At 32.9% G+C, this 20,259-nt stretch carries 16 protein-coding genes and 1 rRNA gene; 11 read left to right on the top strand and 6 right to left on the bottom strand.

The genetic code is table 11. From position 1 onward, the window contains the following. Window positions 1-192: 192 nt before the first annotated feature. The 3 genes from rrf (at window position 193) to CHB81_RS25705 (ending at window position 1,701) form a co-directional block, all read left to right on the top strand. A 5S ribosomal RNA gene (gene rrf / locus CHB81_RS25715) occupies window positions 193-302 on the top strand. A 486-nt stretch (window positions 303-788) separates the two neighbouring features. Further along, window positions 789-1,241, top strand: a complete 453-nt coding sequence (locus CHB81_RS25710) for a DUF1569 domain-containing protein (protein WP_089354674.1) — start codon at window positions 789-791, stop codon at window positions 1,239-1,241. 25 nt (window positions 1,242-1,266) lie between these two features. Continuing rightward, window positions 1,267-1,701 (top strand): nuclear transport factor 2 family protein, encoded by a 435-nt coding sequence (locus tag CHB81_RS25705; RefSeq protein ID WP_089354673.1) that lies wholly within the window; start codon window positions 1,267-1,269, stop codon window positions 1,699-1,701. Between the two features lie 5 nt (window positions 1,702-1,706). On the opposite strand, the gene nth is transcribed toward CHB81_RS25705, so the two are convergent. Beyond that, entirely contained in the window at window positions 1,707-2,351 is a 645-nt protein-coding gene (nth, locus tag CHB81_RS25700) for an endonuclease III (RefSeq protein ID WP_089354672.1), read from the bottom strand. Window positions 2,352-2,399: 48 nt separating this feature from the next. Continuing rightward, window positions 2,400-3,266: an alpha/beta fold hydrolase gene (locus CHB81_RS25695; protein ID WP_089354671.1), complete on the bottom strand. Its 867-nt coding sequence runs from the start codon at window positions 3,264-3,266 to the stop codon at window positions 2,400-2,402. 138 nt (window positions 3,267-3,404) lie between these two features. On the opposite strand from CHB81_RS25695, the gene CHB81_RS25690 reads away from it, so the two are divergent. The 6 genes from CHB81_RS25690 (at window position 3,405) to CHB81_RS25665 (ending at window position 13,063) form a co-directional block, all read left to right on the top strand. Beyond that, entirely contained in the window at window positions 3,405-4,832 is a 1,428-nt protein-coding gene (locus CHB81_RS25690) for a glycogen synthase (protein WP_089354670.1), read from the top strand. Further along, complete coding sequence (locus CHB81_RS25685; RefSeq protein WP_089354675.1) at window positions 4,822-6,102, top strand: glucose-1-phosphate adenylyltransferase; 1,281 nt, start codon at window positions 4,822-4,824, stop codon at window positions 6,100-6,102. The genes CHB81_RS25690 and CHB81_RS25685 overlap by 11 nt, the downstream gene beginning before the upstream one ends. Before the next feature lie 55 nt (window positions 6,103-6,157). Continuing rightward, window positions 6,158-8,062, top strand: coding sequence for a 1,4-alpha-glucan branching protein GlgB (gene glgB / locus CHB81_RS25680; RefSeq protein ID WP_089354669.1), 1,905 nt, complete (start codon window positions 6,158-6,160; stop codon window positions 8,060-8,062). A gap of 202 nt (window positions 8,063-8,264) precedes the next feature. Further along, a complete protein-coding gene (locus tag CHB81_RS25675; RefSeq protein WP_089354668.1) occupies window positions 8,265-10,664 on the top strand; it encodes a glycoside hydrolase family 31 protein in 2,400 nt (799 codons plus the stop codon). Window positions 10,665-10,749: 85 nt separating this feature from the next. Beyond that, entirely contained in the window at window positions 10,750-11,559 is an 810-nt protein-coding gene (locus CHB81_RS25670; RefSeq protein WP_089354667.1) for a M48 family metallopeptidase, read from the top strand. Between the two features lie 178 nt (window positions 11,560-11,737). Beyond that, window positions 11,738-13,063 carry an MFS transporter gene (locus CHB81_RS25665; RefSeq protein WP_089354666.1) on the top strand — a complete coding sequence of 442 codons (1,326 nt, stop codon included), beginning with the start codon at window positions 11,738-11,740 and terminating at the stop codon, window positions 13,061-13,063. Between the two features lie 191 nt (window positions 13,064-13,254). Here CHB81_RS25665 and CHB81_RS25660 read toward each other — a convergent pair whose 3' ends face one another. Genes CHB81_RS25660 through CHB81_RS25645 form a run of 4 tightly spaced genes read right to left on the bottom strand, consistent with a single transcriptional unit; the run spans window position 13,255 to window position 16,127 of the window. Further along, on the bottom strand, window positions 13,255-13,980 hold the full coding sequence (locus CHB81_RS25660) for a head GIN domain-containing protein (protein WP_089354665.1): 726 nt from the start codon (window positions 13,978-13,980) through the stop codon (window positions 13,255-13,257). Between the two features lie 20 nt (window positions 13,981-14,000). After that, on the bottom strand, window positions 14,001-15,059 hold the full coding sequence (locus CHB81_RS25655; protein ID WP_089354664.1) for a hypothetical protein: 1,059 nt from the start codon (window positions 15,057-15,059) through the stop codon (window positions 14,001-14,003). Next, a complete protein-coding gene (locus CHB81_RS25650) occupies window positions 15,043-15,576 on the bottom strand; it encodes an anti-sigma factor (protein ID WP_089354663.1) in 534 nt (177 codons plus the stop codon). Before CHB81_RS25650 ends, CHB81_RS25655 begins: the two co-directional genes overlap by 17 nt. Continuing rightward, on the bottom strand, window positions 15,573-16,127 hold the full coding sequence (locus CHB81_RS25645; RefSeq protein WP_089354662.1) for an RNA polymerase sigma factor: 555 nt from the start codon (window positions 16,125-16,127) through the stop codon (window positions 15,573-15,575). Before CHB81_RS25645 ends, CHB81_RS25650 begins: the two co-directional genes overlap by 4 nt. A gap of 194 nt (window positions 16,128-16,321) precedes the next feature. Between CHB81_RS25645 and CHB81_RS25640 the strand changes: the two genes are divergently transcribed. Both CHB81_RS25640 and lon read left to right on the top strand, forming a co-directional pair. Further along, complete coding sequence (locus CHB81_RS25640; RefSeq protein ID WP_089354661.1) at window positions 16,322-17,293, top strand: DUF6252 family protein; 972 nt, start codon at window positions 16,322-16,324, stop codon at window positions 17,291-17,293. Between the two features lie 248 nt (window positions 17,294-17,541). Then, complete coding sequence (lon, locus tag CHB81_RS25635) at window positions 17,542-19,995, top strand: endopeptidase La (RefSeq protein ID WP_089354660.1); 2,454 nt, start codon at window positions 17,542-17,544, stop codon at window positions 19,993-19,995. Window positions 19,996-20,259: the final 264 nt, after the last annotated feature.

Raw genomic sequence — 20,259 nt, 5'->3', positions numbered from 1 at the left:
TAGTCGAGTAGTACTAATAATCCGTAAGCTTATGTACACCCTTTTCTCTCTCGTCCAAAAGACGAGAGAGAAGAAACTTTCTAATACTTTTATGTTTCTTTATCTCAGTATGTTAAGATATTGTTTAATTGATAATTAACAATTTATAATTGATAATTAATAATTAAAAGTTACCTCAAGTAACAACGACCTTAAGGTGGTTATTGCGGCGGGGCTCACCTCTTCCCATCCCGAACAGAGTAGTTAAGCCCGCCTGCGCAGATGGTACTGCAGTTATGTGGGAGAGTATGTCGTCGCCTTTCTTTTTAAAACCCTGTTTCTAACGAAACGGGGTTTTTTGTTATGTGAAAATGTCTTGTCCTGAAATAACGATACACAAAAAGTATGGATCAGGTGCAAAAGTTTCTTTTAAGAATTCTCGGCATTTATTTGATGGAGATTTTTTTAGACTTATAGCAATAGCAAAGATTGGAATAAAAGCGGTAGCAGTATAATATTGGAATTTTTCCCAAAGCTTCGGTAAAAATTGGAATTCCTTTATGATTACATTTTTTCTTTTTACCGCAAAGCGCGTTAGGGATGGAAGCGGTATCCTTTTGTGATACTCAGTACTTCTCGAAACACTAAAAAAACCTCTATCATAAAAGATTTAACGAACAGCCCGACCCGGAGGGTAACGCCATAAACATGATTATTTGTAATTAATTTACTAGTAAAACACCTTTTATATCTTATATTTTATATTTTTGTTTCTCTATAATTACCAAAACTTTAAAGTTAATTACATTATGAAAAATATTTTTGATAAAGAGGTTTGTAATGATTTTATAAATCGAATTAATAAACTTAGTTCGGATTCAGAGGGGCTTTGGGGAAAAATGAATGTTTCTCAAATGCTCGCACATTGCAATGTATCATATGAAATGGTTTATGACAACATTCATCCTAAACCTAATGCTTTAATTAAGTTTATTCTAAAATCGTTTGTAAAAAATAAAGTTATTGATGAGAAACCATATGTTAGAAATAATGGAACGGCACCACAGTTCATAATTAAAGATGATCGGAATTTTGATATCGAAAAGGATCGGTTAATTGCTTATATTAGTAAAACTCAAGAACTGGGAGAAAATGAATTTAATGGAAAAGAATCTCTTTCTTTTGGTAAATTGAGTTCTGGAGAATGGAATAATATGTTTAGTAAACATCTGGAGCACCATTTGAGTCAATTTGGTGTTTAATAGTAATATTTTAATCTAATTTTTTATGAAAATATATGTTGTATTAGCCTTACTATTGGTTGGATTAGCATCAAATGCACAACAGCAGGACGTGCAGAAAACTATTGAATCGTTTTTTGAAGGCTTTCATCAAAAAGATACTATTAAATTAAAATCAGTTTGTTCTGATAAGATTATTTTGCAATCTATTAGTGAAAGTAAAACTAAGGGAAATAAATTATCTGATGAAACGGCAAAGGAATTTTATAAATCAATTGCTACAATTCCATCTAATTTAAAATTCAATGAAAAGATTCTAAGTTATAATATTCAAATAGATGGAAGTATGGCGCACGTTTGGGCACCTTATGAGTTTTATTTGAATGATAAACTAAGTCATTCTGGAGTAAATACTTTTACTTTGTTTAAAGAAAAAGATACATGGAGGATTATTTATCTGATTGATACCAGAAGAAAATAATATTTCTAAATTACTTCTGTTAGATAGTAATGACAAGAGTCGGCGATTAGACATTCTTCGCATTTTGGTTTTGGTCTGCAGGTTTCTCGTCCCAGGAAAGAAATTGCCATGCCAATTTCTGACCAGATATTTTTTGGCAGAACTTGCATAAGATCTTTTTCAACTTTAGTTCCGTCTTTATTTTCTTTTATTATTCCAATTCTTGGAGCAACACGAATTACGTGTAAATCGGCAATAATACCTTCTGCAGGTTTATGAGTTTCTCTTAGAATTACGTTGGCAGATTTTCTTCCTATACCTTTTAAAGCGGTCAAATCCTTCATGTTTAAAGGAATGTCGTCGTCATTTTTAATTGTTTTCGCAATTTCCAGAAGCCATTGCGCTTTGGTTGGATAATTTCGAACTTTATTGATATAGGGGATAAACGTTTCAGGATCAGTTTTGGATAAACTATTTAAAGTTGGATATTTTTCAAATAAAGCTGGTGCAATTTTATTAATATTTGCGTCAGAATCCTGGGCAGATAAAACAACCATTACCAATAATTGATAAGTATTTTGATATTCCAGAGGATGCTTTTTTCCTTTATATTTGTCTAATATTGGTGCAAGTTTCGTTTCCCAATTAGATGTTTCTCCAAATAAATCCATTTTTGTTTTCTTTAGAATTAAATAATTAAAATCGTAACTATTACAAAATTAGTTAGTTTTGATAAAATTGAGTACTTTTTTTATAACATTTTGATTCCCAAGTATTTTTCGGTGTCCTAATCCGTCTGTTAGATATAAAGTACCATTTTCAAGTTGTTGATGTATGTGAATTCCAGCTTTGACCGGAACTTCGGGATCGTCATTATCATGAATTACTAAAACTGGAATTTTTACTTTTTGTGCTGCTCTATAAGCCGAAAAATCGTCCATTTTGACTTGGTATTTATCTTCAAAAAGATTGCGAAGACGATCGCTTATTTCTTGTTTTAGACCAAGTTTTAATGCAAAATCATCCAGTATATCCTGAACAATATCTCCACTTCCTATTACTACGGCTTTATTTACTTTAAGTCCGTCTTTTATTGCATTCAAAACCGACATTCCGCCTAATGAATGTCCGATTGCGATCTCAAATGGACCGTATTTTTTATCAATTTCGAGAATAGAAGCAATGAACTCAGACATTATAGTCATCTTTCCTTTAGATTTTCCATGTGCAGGAGCATCAAAACTAACAGTCGAGTATCCATTTTTTAAAAGTTCGTCGGCTATTTTGAATAGTTGTGTACCTCTGCCTGACCAGCCATGAACAAGCAAAATCTTGCGATCGCTTTTTCCGTAATGATAAGTTACAATACTTTGATTAATTGCCGGAACATAAATTGTTTCCTGAGTGCTTTTTTGATCCATCTCAAGCTCGCGTTTCGGAATCTTATGTTTTATTGGTGTGGTAAAAAGTCTTGCTGCGTATGATGTGACTAACTTAGTAGAGATAAAAGCACATATTTTACAGGATATAATTATAAACTGCGGAATTTCTAATGATTTAGTAGGATTAGTTGCCTTTTTTGTCATATCAATAAATTTTATTTGTGGGCGGGATTTTGCTTATTTTTTCCTAAATTTAAAAAACATAAAAGTAGCATATTAATGAATGTTTACTGAAAAAAATAATTCACAAATTACTATTTAATACGTTTATAAATTTTTAGAATGGAAATATTTCATATCAGTGCAGAATGTTACCCAATGGCAAAGGTTGGCGGATTGGCAGATGTAGTTGGCGCATTACCTAAGTATCAAACAAATGCAGGACATGACGTTAGAGTCGTGGTGCCTTGCTATGATTCAAAGTTTAGACGGGAAAATGATTTTGAATGTGTTCACTGGGGAAGTGTTAAGTTGGGGAATTTTAATTTTCCGTTTAGTGTTCTAAGAGAAACAACAAATAAGTTGGGTTATGAATTGTATCTGATTGAAATTAATGAATTGTTTAATCGTCCAAATGTATATGGATATGAAGATGATATAGAGCGTTTTTTATCTTTTCAAATAGCAACTTTAGATTGGATTTTATCTCATAATACAGTTCCGGATGTTATTAATTGTCATGATCACCATACAGGAATAATTCCGTTCATGATAAAATATGCTTATAAATATGAAAAGTTAAGTGCTGTAAAAACGGTTATTACGATTCATAATGGTTTGTATCAGGGCTGGTTTGGTTTTGATAAACTTCATTATTTACCGGAATTTGATTTGATTCATGTTGGTTTTTTAGAATGGAATAATTCTTTAAATTCTTTGGCGGTTGGAATTAAATGTGCGCACGCTGTTACAACAGTTTCTCCAAGTTATTTAAACGAAATAAATATCTCGGCAAATGGATTAGAGAGTTTGTTTAATTCGGTTCGTTATAAATCAAAAGGAATTTTGAATGGAATTGATATTGAGGTTTGGGATCCTTGGAAAGATACGATGATTGCCGAAAATTATTCGATTGAAACTTTCGAACATGGAAAACAGATGAATAAAGTAAAGCTGTGTGAACAATTTGAACTAGATCCAACAAAACCTTTGTTTAGTTTTATAGGTCGTTTGTTTGAAGAAAAAGGTGGAGATCTATTGCCTCAGGCATCAGCATTGGCTCTATCTGAAAATTTCGAGAATATTAATATTCTGATTTTAGGATCAGGAAATTCTATTATAGAAGACCAATTACTGCAATTGCGAAATGATTATAATGGTAATTACAATGTTTTTATTGGGTATAATGAAGAATTAGCTCATTTGATTTATGCAGGTTCAGATTATATTTTAATGCCGTCAAGAGTAGAACCTTGTGGATTAAACCAAATGTATGCTTTGCGTTACGGAACGGTTCCGATTGTGAGAAGAACTGGCGGTTTACGTGATACTGTAATAGATTTTGGAGATGACGGAAACGGAATATGTCACGATCAGGCTTCCGTTGGGGATATTTGTTATTCTATAAATCGTGCTGTCAAGTTGTATGACGATAAAATAAGTTTCAATAAAATTGTAAAAAAGGGAATGGCAACAGATCATTCCTGGGAGAGAGTTTGCCAAGAATATATCGAGATATACAACCTAATAATTGAGAAAAATGAAATTTAAAAAGAAAAATGTAGTTGCTATTATTTTAGGAGGAGGACAAGGATCACGTTTGTTTCCGTTAACAGAAACCAGATCAAAACCGGCAGTACCGATTGGTGGAAAATATCGATTGGTTGATATTCCTATTTCAAATTGTATCAATTCTGATATTTTTAAAATATTTGTTTTGACGCAATTCAACTCCGCATCTTTGAATGCGCATATCAAAAACACCTTCAATTTTAGCATTTTCAGCCAGTCATTTGTTGATATTCTGGCAGCAGAACAAACTCCGGATAATCCAACTTGGTTTCAGGGAACTGCTGATGCTGTTCGACAATGTATGTCACATTTTTTGAAACATGAATTCGATCACGCTTTAATTTTATCCGGTGATCAGTTATATCAAATGGATTTTAACGAAATGCTGGAAGCTCATATTGCGGCTGATGCTGAAATTTCTATTGCCACTTTACCTGTAAATGCTAAAGATGCACCTGAATTTGGAATTTTGAAAACCAATCACGAAAGTTGTATAGAAGCTTTTATTGAGAAACCTGACGCATCACTTTTACCAGAATGGGAATCGGAAGTTAGCGAGCAAATGCAGGAAAAAGGAAAAAAATATTTGGCTTCAATGGGAATCTATATTTTTAACCGTCAATTATTGGAAGATTTAATGGCAGATCCGGAAACGAAAGATTTTGGAAAAGAAATCATTCCGCAAGCCGTTGGAAAACATAAGATTTTGAGTTATCAGTATGAAGGATATTGGACAGATATTGGAAATATTGAATCTTTCTTCGAAGCAAATATTGGTTTAACAGCTGATATTCCGGAGTTTAATTTGTTTGATAATGACAATAAAATTTTTACAAGACCAAGATTATTGCCACCTTCTAAATTTAGAAATTCAATTATCAATCAATCATTAATTTCAGAAGGCTGTATTATTAATGCAAAAGAAATTAAAAGTTCTGTAATTGGTATTCGTTCCAGAATAGGTGCAGGTACTGTTCTTGAAAACTGCTACGTAATGGGGAATGATTTTTATCAGGACCTTGATGAATTGAATCATGAAGCAAGTATCAGTAAAATTCATGTGGGAATAGGCGAAAACTGCTTTATACAAAATGCTTTAGTCGATAAAAATGTTCGTATAGGAAACAACGTTCATATAAGTGGAGGAAAGCATTTGGATAATTTTACAAATGAATTATATAGTATAAAAGACGGAATTGTTGTGATTAAAAAAGGAGCTATTCTCTCAGATAATTTTAGAATAGAATAATATTTAGAAGAAATTCCAATAAAAAAATGCCAAATTCCAATTATAAAAAACAAACATGAATAAAGTTATCACGCATTCTCTATTTACTGATTTTGATATTGATTTATTCAAAGCAGGGAAACACTTCAGATTATACGAAAAATTAGGAGCACATTTAGTTGAAGTTAACGGAGTAAAAGGCGTCTACTTTGCAGTTTGGGCTCCAACGGCTCAATCTGTTTCGGTGGTTGGTGATTTTAATTATTGGACACAAGGCGAGCATTTATTACAAGTGCGTTGGGATTCTTCGGGTATATGGGAAGGATTTATTCCGGAAATTACAAAAGGTGCACTTTATAAATATAAAATTCAATCGAATATAAACGGAATTGTAACCGAAAAGGCTGATCCATTTGCTTTGTATTGCGAAAAACCACCTCATACAGCTTCTGTTGTCTGGGATTTAGATTATCAATGGAAAGACGAAAATTGGATGCAGAATCGTCAGGAGAATAATGCACTTGATAAACCCTATTCAGTTTATGAAGTGCATTTAGGTTCCTGGAAACGTGCTGAGAACAATCGCTTTTTAACTTATTTAGAACTGGCAGACGATTTAGTAAAATATGTTAAGGAAACAGGTTTTACGCATGTAGAGTTTATGCCAATTATGGAATATCCTTATGATCCTTCCTGGGGTTATCAATTAACCGGATACTTTGCACCAACGTCTCGTTTCGGGAAACCGCAGGATTTTATGGTTTTGGTAGATAAATTGCATCAGGCTGGTATTGGTGTGATTTTAGATTGGGTTCCGTCACATTTTCCTGATGATGCACATGGTTTAGGTTTCTTTGACGGATCTCATTTGTATGAACATCCGGATCGTCGTAAAGGATATCATCCGGATTGGAAAAGTCTTGTTTTTAATTACGGACGAAATGAGGTTAGGGCTTTCCTGATTAGTAATGCTGTTTTTTGGCTTCAGCAATATCATGCCGATGGTTTGAGGGTTGACGCCGTTGCTTCGATGTTATATCTTGATTATTCGCGTAATGATGGCGAATGGGAGCCAAATATTTATGGCGGAAGAGAAAATCTTGAGACCATAAGCTTCCTTAAAGAATTCAATGAGGTAATCTATGCTAATTTTAATGGAGTTCAAACCATTGCTGAAGAAAGCACTTCTTTTCCAATGGTTTCCAGACCTACGTTTACAGGTGGTTTAGGTTTTGGAATGAAATGGATGATGGGCTGGATGCACGATACTTTAAAATACTTTCAGAAAGAAACTGTTTATAGAAAATACCATCAAAACGATTTGACTTTTTCGATGACTTATGCTTTTACAGAGAATTTTATGTTGCCGTTTTCTCATGACGAAGTGGTTTACGGAAAAAAATCTATTGCCAATAAAATGCCTGGGGATGAATGGCAGAAATTTGCCAATCTAAGATTGCTTTATGGTTATATGTTTACACATCCGGGAACTAAACTATTGTTTATGGGATCTGAGTTTGGGCAAAGTGACGAATGGAATTTTGAGAAGAGTTTAGATTGGCATTTATTACAATATGATTATCATTCCGGAATTAAAAAAGTAATCACAGATTTGAATCAGTTGTATAAATCCCGTCCTGCATTGTATGAAAAACAATTTACAGGCGAAGGTTTTGAGTGGATTAATTATTCGGATCATCAAAATGCTGTTTTATCTTATATCCGAAAGGGGAATAATCCTAATGAAAACCTAGTTGTAGTTTGTAATTTCACGCAAGTGGTAAGAGAAAATTACAGAATTGGAATTTCACAAAAAGGTAAATTGGAAGAAATATTTAATAGTGATGCAGCAATTTACGGCGGAGGCGGTATTGAAAGCTCCAAATCAATAAAAATAGAAGCTACTCCTTATGATGGAAGGGATTTTTCAGTCGAATTAACTTTGCCGCCTTTAAGCGTTACCGTTTATTCGTTTGCATAGAAAGATGGAGATTAATTTGTAGAATGCCGTTTTATCAGTTTAGCGTTTTTAAATTATCGAATTGACGATTTTTTAAGCTGTTATTTAGTACTCATTCAGAAAAAACGTTTTCGTGAATAATCCTTTTATTCATAGGGGTTTACCAAGTTTTTTTGTATGTTTGAAATGAAGATTAGTTTTATACAATTAATTCATTAGCGATATGATTACAAATACATCATTAGAATATAAAGGCGATTTATACCCATCAAAAATTGTCTCATTTGAACATGAAGGAGATTCTATCTTTTTTCATACTGACAATAAAGTAATCTTAAAAGTTACTGTTCTCAGAGATAGTTTAATTAGGTTTCGTTTTACGACAAAAGGCTATTTTAGTAATGACTTTTCATATGCAATTGATAAAACACAATTTCACGGTTATAATTTCTTAGAACTTACTGAAGAAGAAACTTATTTTCAGGTAAGAACCAGTAAAGTAAAATGCAAGATTCAAAAAGTAGATCTTCGTCTCTCTATTTATGACCTAAACGATCTTTTAATTCTGGAAGATGAACTTGGTTTTCATTGGGAAGAAAGTTATGAATATGGTGGAAATATTGTAAAAATGAGTAAATCGTCAAAAGACGGAGAATGTTTTTACGGTCTTGGAGACAAAGCCACTCAGATGAATTTAAAAGGCAAAAGATTAGAAAATTTTGCTACTGATCAATATGCCTATCAAAAAGAACAAGATCCTTTATACAAAGTAGTTCCATTTTATATTGGGTTGCAGAACAAACAGTCTTACGGAATTTTCTTTGACAATACTTTTAGAACTTTCTTTGATTTTTGTCAGGAAAGAAGGAACGTTACCAGCTTTTGGGCTGAAGGCGGCGAGATGAACTACTACTTTATTTACGGGCCACAAATGCAGGATGTGGTTACAACTTATACAGATTTGACAGGTAAACCAGAGTTACCGCCACTTTGGGTTTTAGGTTATCATCAATGTAAATGGAGTTATTATCCAGAGAGTAAAGTAAAAGAAATTACGTCAAAATTCAGAGAATTGAAAATCCCTTGTGATGCCATTTATCTGGATATTGATTATATGGAAGGTTTTCGATGTTTTACATGGAATAAAGAATATTTTCCCGATCCAAAACGAATGGTTGCAGAATTGGCTGAAGACGGTTTTAAAACGGTCGTAATCATCGATCCGGGAATTAAAATTGATAAAGATTACTGGGTTTATAAAGAAGCTTTAGAGAAAGATTATTTCTGCAAAAGAGCCGATGGCCCTTATATGAAAGGTAAAGTTTGGCCAGGCGAATGTAATTTCCCAGATTATACAAATCCCGTAGTTAGAGAATGGTGGGCGGGATTATTTAAAGAATTAGTTTCAGATATTGGCGTAAAAGGAGTTTGGAACGATATGAATGAACCTGCTGTTATGGAGGTTCCAAATAAGACATTTCCGATGGATGTTCGTCACATTTATGACGGAAATCCTTGCAGCCATAGAAAAGCACATAATATTTATGGAACACAAATGGCAAGGGCAACTTATCATGGTGTAAAGCGATTTACGTATCCTAAACGTCCGTTTGTAATCACAAGATCTGCTTATTCAGGAGCTCAGCGTTATACATCGTCCTGGACGGGAGATAACGTTGCAACCTGGGAGCATTTATGGATTGCCAATATTCAGGTACAGAGAATGTCTATTTCAGGAATGGGTTTTACAGGTTCTGATATTGGAGGTTTTGCTGAACAGCCAACAGGAGAATTATATGCGCGTTGGATTCAATTGGGAGTTTTTCATCCGTTTTGCAGAACGCATTCTTCGGGAGATCATGGCAATCAGGAACCTTGGGCTTTTGATGAAGAAGTGATCAATATTACACGCAAATTTGTGAGTTTGCGTTATCAGTTATTACCTTATTTATATACGATGTTCTGGCAGTATATTGAAGAAGGAATCCCAATGTTGAAACCATTAGTTTATTACGATCAGGACGATATACAAACCCATTATCGCAATGATGAATTCATCTTTGGAAATCAGATTTTAGTGTGCCCAATTCTTGAACCTAACGCTGTAGGTAGACGTATGTATATACCAAGAGGTGAATGGTATAACTATTGGACAAATGAATTTGCAATTGGTGGAAGAGAAGTTTGGGTAGATACTAAATTTGATGAGATTCCGGTTTTTGTAAAAGCAGGAGCAATAATTCCGAAATATCCGGTGCAGCAATATGTAGGCGAGCTTGAGTTTGATGAATTAGTGCTTGATTTATACTTTAAAAACGGAAAAGAGAAATCAGTAGTTTACGAAGATGCTCAAGATGGTTATGATTACAAAAAAGGGCGCTATAGTTTTTTATCTTTCACGGCAGTAGGAAAAGAGAAGGAGTTAATTGTACAATTGCATAAAGAAGGAAAATATGATACACCATATAGCAAGTATAAAATTAACCTGATTGGTTTGCCGTTTAAAGTTACTGAAATCGAAATTGACAATGTAAAGGTGGCTTTTGATAAAATTGCATTTGACGAAAATCATTTCTTAATTGTTGATAAAGAGTTTACGGAACTACATATTATTGGAGAATAAGTAAATTCTGATAAATTTTAAGAGAATTATATAAATCTAGAAGTAATAATAATTGTACTTTTGTGTGTTGTAAAATATCAAAATCATGAAGAAACATTTAATATTAGGACTATTTGCCGTTGTTTTAGCCGGATGCGCAACGAATCCAATTACTGGAAAACAAAATTTAAACTTTGTTTCGAATAGCGAACTATTTCCAACATCATTTCAACAATACAGTACTTTTTTAACAGAGAATAAAGTTATTACAGGAACTGCTGATGCAAAGAGAGTTGATTTGGTAGGATCAAAAATTAAAGCTGCTGCTGAAAAATATCTTGCTTATTTAGGTCAGTCACAGTATTTAAAAGATTATCGTTGGGAATATAAATTGGTAGATAATAAAGAAGTAAATGCATGGTGTCTTCCAGGTGGAAAAATTGTTGTTTATTCCGGAATTTTACCAATTACCCAAAACGAATCAGGATTAGCAACTGTTATGGGGCACGAAGTTTCTCATGCGTTAGCCAATCACGGTGCACAAAGAATGAGCGCTGCACAATTACAATCAATTGGAGGCGCAGTTTTAGATGCAGCTACAAGCAGTAAGTCTGCACAAACTAAAGAAATATTTTCGCAAGCTTACGGGATGGGTACACAAGTAGGAGTGATGCTTCCGTTTAGCAGAAGTAACGAAAGTGAAGCTGATAAAATAGGATTGACATTAATGGCAATTGCAGGTTATAATCCAGATGATGCAATCGCTTTTTGGTCTAGAATGTCTGCAAATTCAGGAGCTGCGGGAACACCAGAGTTTATGAGTACACACCCTTCTGACGCTACAAGGATTGCAAATTTGAAAGCATTGATTCCAGAAGCCAAAGCGACAGCACTAAAAGTAGGTATTATAAAATAAAGATATTCATCTAAATAAAATTATGAAAGCTATTCTTTTAGAGTAGCTTTTTTTATTTCATTACAATAGAATCTAATTTCTAGATTGCTCATAATTTATTAATGCAGGAATTTTTAAAAATCTATTTGATTATGATAAAAATTAGATAAATTCGTAGCGCATTAACAACACCATTTCTATGAAAAACCTACAAAAAGGAGATAAAAAATTATTGAATGCCTGGGCATTTTATGATTGGGCAAATTCCGTTTATACCCTTACGATTGCTTCGGCAGTCTTTCCAATTTTTTATGAAGCTTTATTCTCGGATCGCGATCATTATATCGATGTTTTTGGGATGCACCTTAAAAACTCAGCTTTAATTAGTTTCATAACTGCTTTCGCCTTTTTGGTTGTTTCTTTTATTTCTCCATTATTATCAGGAATCGCTGATTATGTTGGGAATAAAAAATCTTTCATGAAGTTTTTCTGCTATTTAGGAGCTTTATCCTGCATGGGATTGTATTGGTTTGATCTTGGAAATATTTATATCGGATTGGCATTTTATTTCCTTGGATTGATTGGATATTGGGGAAGTTTGGTTTTTTATAATTCATATTTACCCGATATTGCATTTGAAGAACAACAAGATAGAATTAGTGCCAAAGGATATTCTTTAGGATATATTGGAAGCGTAATTTTATTGATTATCAATTTAGGAATGATCATGAAGCCAAAACTTTTTGGAATCACCGGAACAGACGGAGAAGCAGCTATGAAAGCGATGCGTTATTCGTTTATAATGGTTGGAGTTTGGTGGATATTATTCAGTCAGTATACGTATTATTATTTACCAAAAGGAAGTAAAGAAACAGGCGAAAAACTAACAAAATCGGTTGTATTCAATGGTTTCAAAGAACTTAAGAAAGTTTGGGCATTGTTGAACGAAAACATTCCATTAAAAAGATATTTAGGCGGATTTTTTGTTTCAAGTATGGCTGTACAAACCGTTATGCTTGTAGCTACCTATTTTGGCGCTCAGGAAATTCAATGGTCATCAAAAGAAGAAGGAACAATTGGACTAATTATTTGTATTCTGATTATACAATTAGTAGCAGTTGTTGGAGCGGTTTTGACTTCAAGAGCTTCTGCAAAATTTGGAAATATTCCAACTTTAATTGTAATTAATATCATTTGGGCCGTGTTTTGTGCGCTGGCATACTTTATCACTTTACCAATGCATTTTTATGTTATGGCAACTGTCGCAGGATTTGTAATGGGAGGAATCCAGGCTCTATCTCGTTCTACATATTCGAAATTATTACCTGAAACAGAAGATACAGCATCATTCTTCAGCTTTTATGATGTGGCTGAAAAAATTGGAATCGTAATCGGAATGTGTGTTTATGGTATTATCGATCAGATTACCGGAAGTCCGCGTGCCGCAATTGTAATTTTAGCAGTTTTCTTTGTTACATCAATTTTCTTATTGAGAAGAGTACACAAAAAAGAACTTTCAGTATAAATAAAAAAACAAAGAGAATTTCATGGATGATTGACATGAAATTCTCTTTTTAATTAATTATCCTTTAATAATTGTTTTCAAACGCTTTATACAAAAAGTAAATTGTAAAACTCAATAATAAAGAAGGACTGTTTTGTTTTTTTTGATTGGATGATTGCTTAAGATTCTTTTATTATTGAGCTTTTATAAAATTAGGCTTTTGAAATATTTCCTGAACCAGAAACTTTAACATCGCGTTTTTCAGGATTTCCGCTGTATTTAATATCTCCCGAACCAGAAACTCTGGCAGTTAAACTTTCGTTGCAATTAACACGGCTATTTCCAGATCCCGAAACATTTACATCAACATTTTTAGATTTTAAATTGGCAGCATCAATATCTCCTGAACCCGAAAGTTTTGTGGTAAAGTTATCAGCATTTCCTTTTAAGCGTACATTTCCTGAACCACTTAAATTAAGTTCTAAATTATTTGAATCTACTGCTAAATTAAAGTTTCCTGAACCTGATAATCTTGCTAAAAATTTATCGTTTTTAATGGGATCTTTAGACTGAACATCTCCTGAACCGGATAAATTTACCTCAGATATTTTCTCAAACGGAATGGTAACTTGTATCTTTTTACCCATACTTGGGCGTAAGTTGATGTTCTTTTTATTGTGAATTTTTAAAGTATTATCCTCGACTTCAACAACAATATTTGCAATAATATTTTCTTCACCTTTAATGATGATTTTACCTTCTTTTCCTGCCACTAAATCAACATCATAAGAGCCTGATACTTTTATGGCATCGTAGTCAGATGTAGTTCTGGTTTCGGTAATTATTTTACCATTTCCTGATATTTTCTCGGATTGTGCATTTGCCGTAAAACCTACTAAAAATGCTCCAAAAACTGCTAATTGTAATACTTTTTTCATTGCTTTAAATTTTAAGTTTGTTATTTTTTGATTAATGATATGTTTCCGTAATTTGAGTTTATCTGAATTTTATTCTGACCTTTTTTCTTATGATAACCGCTTATGTTTTTATTGCTGCTTTTGCTTTCACTTACAGAAATCTCTAAATCATCGCCCGTTTTAATCCCACCGTATCGTGTTGCGATATCAAAATCAAAAGCATAATTTGAACTATATCCCAATGAAACATCAGAATAACCTGAGTTGACATTGATATTACCGGCTTTTTCATTTATAATACCAACACTTAATTTGCTATAAGTAATATTAGAAGTCAGATTGCTTGAAAGTTCAGAAATCTGGATAGTGAGATAATTTCCCGAACCGGAAAAAGAATTCACTTTTTGAAATTTGAAGGTTCCGTAATTGCAATCATATTTAATATTCTGACTATCTCCTACAGTCAAATCGCTGTAACTCGCATCAAGATTTATATTTCCGGATTCGTTGATTTTTAAATTGGAATAACGTGCTTCAATATCTGAATTTTTGATGTAATCAATATTTGAATTTTGGCAATATTCGATATGAACTGTATTGTTTGATCCGTTTAGTCTTCCCAGATTTATTTTTCCGTATCTGCAGGAAATGTCGGTTGTTGACTCTAAATTTAGAGTGGTGATATTTCCGTATCTGTTTTCGAGTTTAACCGAGCCATTTTTTGGAATTTTTATAACATAGTTAATTTCGAAACTATTGCTGCTTCCTTTACTTTTTAAAGAAGAACTTCCTAAGTTCGTTACCGCAGACACCAATGATTTAAGTGCTGTAATATCAACATCGATGCTATTTAGTCTTTCGTTGACCCAATTTTCATTTCCGCCCGTTACTTTGATCGTAATGTCAAGATCTATTTTATCCTCGTCCCAGGTAGATACCGTTATATTACCATATTTATTCGTGATATCAATTCCTGCATTCGAATTTACGATGTAGGTTTTTTTGATGCTTTTTTGTTTTGATATATAATTATCATCATTTGAAAACCCCAAAAGCGGAATTAAAAGGAATAGAATAAGTATGTTATAATGTTTTTTCATGAGATGTGTTTTTTAAATTTTCGTTTTCTTCAATTCGTTTTAAAACAGTTTGTAAAAAAGAGATTCGCGTTTGCAGATTACTGATCATGGCGTAAATGATTTGTTTGTTTTCGCCATTTTTCTGAAGTTCTTTAAGGATTTTTGTATAATCGGCATCAAAAACTTTCATTTGCTTTAGCGCATCATTAATGATTTGCTCATTTTCAGGCGAACTTTTCTCTTTTAATTTAACAAGTTCATTATCGATCAAAATGCTGAAAATAGAATCAGTTCTTTGGGTTTCTTTAGAGGCAAACTTGAATTCTTTTGGTTTGTCATTTTTATAAAAAACAGATATTCCCAACATCAATACAATTGAAGCTGCAACAGCTGTTACAAACCAATATTTCTTTCTGGATTGCTTTTTATTTAATTTATTTAAAAAATCAAGCTGATGGTCAGAATTCATTTCCTGAATGTCCCATTGATTTTCAAACTTGTTAAACAATTCGTCTAAATTGTCATTTTCCTTTTTCATATTTCCTCTAATTTTTTTCTTAAATTCTCTTTAGCTCTGCTTAATGTTGTTCGACAATTGGCATAACTAATATTCAAAATTTCGCAAATCTCTTCCTGATCGTAACCTTCAATATAAAAGAGCGTCAAAACCATCCGATAATTATCTTTTAAAGATAAAATGGTATCCAAAACCTGTTTTACTTTAAGTGAATTCAAATCTATATTTTCAGAAAAAAAACTGTCGTTTTCTTCTACTTTATAGAGTGTTTTGCTCAAATCTTCGACTTGAAAAGCATTGTTTTTTTTATAAAAATCAATACTGTAATTGATAATTATTTTTTTTAACCATGCTCCAAAAGCAACTTCTTGTTTGTAGTCGTTAATTTTTGTAAATGCTTTCAAAAAGCCTTCCTGCATGACGTCTTGTGCAAAATGTTCGTCCTTCACAATACGGTAAGCCACGTTGTACATTGCTTTACAGTAACGGTTGTAAACTTCGAATTGAGCCTTCTGATTGTTTTCTTTACAAAGAGCGATTAATTCTTCGATATTTTGATTGGTTATGTTCAAGTTTTGATTGCTAGTTTTTTATAATGACGTGGCTTTTTTTGGTTTGTTACACTTTTTATAAAAATAATTAATTTTTTATTAATAATAATTTTAAAAAATCTCAGAATGTTGAATTTTAAAGCGGGTAAATTTATATTATGTAAGATTTTTATTTCAATTTATTAAGTCTATATTTGTAAGTTAAAATTGATAATATGAAAAAAATTAATGTTTTGTTTCTTTTGCTTTTTGCTTTAGGAATGTCTTTTACTTCGTGTACTAGAGACTTTGAGGATGGTGGAAATTATAATGGGTCTAATAACGGTATTGGAGGAAATGGTAATGGTTCTGGAAAAGATACTATTATAGAAGGTCCTGGTGTTTTTAAGGCAACTGTAGACGGAAGAATTTTTACCGCAAATACAGTTCAAGCAATCGTCAACGATGATTATATTGCTATTTCTGGCTTAAAAACAGCTACGGGTGAGTTGATTCAAATCACATTGCCAAATAGCAAAGTAGGAACTTACACGTTTAAAGATAATGCCGATGACAAGAATAATTTCGCACTTGCTTATGCAAAAGATAGTGAATGGGCATATATAGGTGTCTCCAATGATAAAGGTAAAGGTCATCCCGGATATCATGATACAGCAGTTGTAAAAATCACTTCTATCGACAAAGATAAAAAGACGATTTCAGGTACATTTCAGTTTACAGGTGTGAGATTTGATGATGCGGAAGGATTAGTAGCAATTACAGAAGGATCATTTACTAAAATCTCATATAAAGAAGACGCACCAATTATCCAGCCTAATAACAAATTTTCAGCAAAAATTGATGGTGAAGATTTTACTGCTACAAATGTAAGCGCGATTAAAACTATGGGTAAAATTGCCATTACAGGCAATAGAGGTAGTCTTGAAAATATTTCATTGTTTCTACCAGGGGATGTAAAAGAAGGAACATATACCATAGGTACAATGGATACAGATTATACAATTAGATATAATAAAGATATGTCTCCTGGTAACATGTTTGATGCAAAAAAAGGCAGTACCATTACTATATCAAAACATGATAAAGTAAAGAAAACGATAAGCGGAACCTTCTCTGCAACGGAAATTACCTATACTACAACTGAAAAGTATGAAATAACAGAAGGAAGCTTTAGTGTTTTATATTAAATCAATAAAGCAACTAAAATAATAAATCCGCCTTGAGCGGATTTATTTTTGGTAAAACAATTTGATTTTATTAGTTTGGCTGATTAATTAGATAATTTCATTGTGTCTTTTGGCATAGTGATTGTCTATTTTAATCATCCGCATTGTAAATGAACTGCTTAGTATGTTTTTATTATAAACTAATAAAGCTAACGTTATATTTGCAGTAAGGATTAAAAAATTAATGACAAAACGACTTATATATTATTATGTCAGACCATAAAATACTCACCATTGACAATCTGTCACTTCAAGAATTTGATTCAGAAGCCGAATTAATTCCATTATTAACTCCAGAAGACGAAGAAGAAATGAATAACGAAGAGCTTCCGCTTTCGTTGCCAATTTTACCTTTACGTAATACAGTTCTTTTTCCGGGAGTTGTAATTCCAATTTCAGCAGGAAGAGACAAGTCAATCAAGTTAATTAACGATGCTAATGCCGGTGGGAAAATCATTGGAGTAGTTTCGCAAATTAATGAAGAAGACGAAGATCCATCAAAAGATGATATCCATAAAATAGGAACTGTAGCCAGAATTTTGCGCGTTTTAAAAATGCCTGACGGAAATGTTACAGTTATTTTACAAGGAAAAAAACGTTTTGAAATTGACGAAGTAGTTTCAGAAGAGCCTTATATCACTGCAACAATCAAAGAAGTTGTAGAAGAACGTCCAGAAGAAGATGATACTGAGTTTACAGCTATTTTAGATTCTGTTAAAGAGTTGGCTATCCAAATTATAAAGGAAAGTCCAAATATCCCATCAGAAGCTACTTTTGCGATTAAAAACATCGAAAGTCAATCGTTTTTGATCAATTTTGTTTCTTCTAATATGAATTTATCCGTAAAAGAGAAACAAGGTTTATTATCTATAAACGGATTAAAAGACAGAGCGCTTGAGACCTTGCGTTACATGAACGTAGAGTTGCAAAAATTAGAATTGAAAAATGACATTCAGTCAAAAGTTCGTTTTGATTTAGATCAGCAGCAACGTGAATATTTCTTACATCAGCAAATGAAAACCATTCAGGAAGAATTGGGAGGCGTTTCGCAAGAGGAAGAAATGGACGAAATGGGGCTTAAAGCCAAAACCAAAAAATGGGACGAAAAGACGCAGAAACATTTTGAAAAAGAATTGTCAAAAATGCGTCGTATGAATCCACAATCACCTGATTTTGGAATTCAGCGCAACTATTTGGAGTTATTTTTAGAATTGCCTTGGGGTGAATATTCTAAAGATAAATTCGATTTAAAACATGCACAGAAAATATTAGATAAAGATCATTTTGGACTTGAAGAAGTTAAGAAAAGAATGATTGAACACTTGGCAGTATTGAAACTTCGTAACGATATGAAATCGCCAATTATATGTTTAACAGGGCCTCCGGGAGTTGGTAAAACATCTATTGGACGTTCAGTTGCAGAAGCTTTAGGTCGTGAATATGTGCGTATTTCTTTGGGTGGTTTGCGTGATGAAGCAGAGATTCGCGGACATAGAAAAACCTATATAGGAGCGATGCCAGGCCGAATTATTCAGAGTTTGAAAAAAGCGGGAACTTCAAATCCTGTTTTTATTCTGGATGAAATTGATAAATTATCAAGTGGAAATAGTGGAGATCCATCTTCGGCATTATTAGAGGTTTTAGATCCGGAGCAAAACAACGCTTTTTATGATAATTTCCTTGAAATGGGTTATGACTTATCAAAAGTTATGTTTATTGCAACATCAAACAATATGTCAGCAATTCAGCCGGCATTGCGTGACAGAATGGAAGTAATCAAAATGTCTGGTTATACAATCGAAGAAAAAGTTGAAATTGCAAAAAGACACCTTTTTCCAAAACAGTTAGAAGCGCACGGATTAACTACCAAAGATTTAACAATTGGTAAAAAACAATTGGAAAAAATCGTAGAAGGTTATACACGTGAATCTGGTGTACGTAACTTAGAAACTAAAATTGCTCAGGTGATTCGTAATGCTGCAAAAGCAGTTGCAATGGACGAAGAATACAATAAAAAAGTAACTGACGAAGATATTGTAACCGTTTTGGGTGTGCCAAGATTAGAGCGTGATAAATATGAGAATAATGATATAGCAGGAGTTGTAACAGGTCTTGCCTGGACAAGTGTTGGCGGGGATATTTTGTTTATTGAATCTTTAATTTCTGAAGGAAAAGGAGCATTGACAATTACAGGAAACCTTGGTAATGTCATGAAAGAATCGGCGACAATTGCTTTAGAGTATATTAAAGCCAATGCTAAAAAGTTAGGTTTAAATGTAGAGCTTTTCCAGAAATATAACATCCACTTGCACGTTCCGGAAGGAGCAACGCCAAAAGACGGGCCAAGTGCCGGTATAGCAATGTTAACCTCTTTAGTGTCTTTGTTAACGCAAAAGAAAGTGAAGAAAAGCTTAGCAATGACAGGGGAAATTACACTTCGTGGAAAAGTGTTACCAGTTGGCGGAATCAAAGAGAAAATCTTAGCTGCAAAAAGAGCAGGTATTAAAGAAATCATTTTGTGTCATGAAAACAAAAGTGACATTGATGAAATTAAAGCAGAATATTTAGAAGGCTTGACTTTTCATTACGTAAAAGAAATGAGTGAAGTTTTAGCTTTAGCTTTAACAGATCAAAGTGTGAAAAATGCAAAGACTTTAAAATAAAGACTTTAAAGTAAATTCCAATATTTTGAAAATCCAAATTCCAATCTGATCGACTCAGTTTTGGAGTTTGGATTTTTTATTTAATTTAGTCTCACTTATAATTGGAATTTGGAATTTAAATATTGGGATTTAATTGGGATTTGGTGCCGAAGCTTTTGCGCGATTCCTTTGCGATCTCAAAGCAAAGCGTAATTAATAAAAACTTTGTGAACTTTGCGTAATCCTTTGCGAACTTTGCGGTAAAATTTCATTAAACGAGTTACT

Source organism: Flavobacterium sp. ov086, from assembly GCF_900187965.1.
Lineage (GTDB): Bacteria > Bacteroidota > Bacteroidia > Flavobacteriales > Flavobacteriaceae > Flavobacterium.
This window is presented reverse-complemented; position numbering and strand designations above follow the sequence as displayed.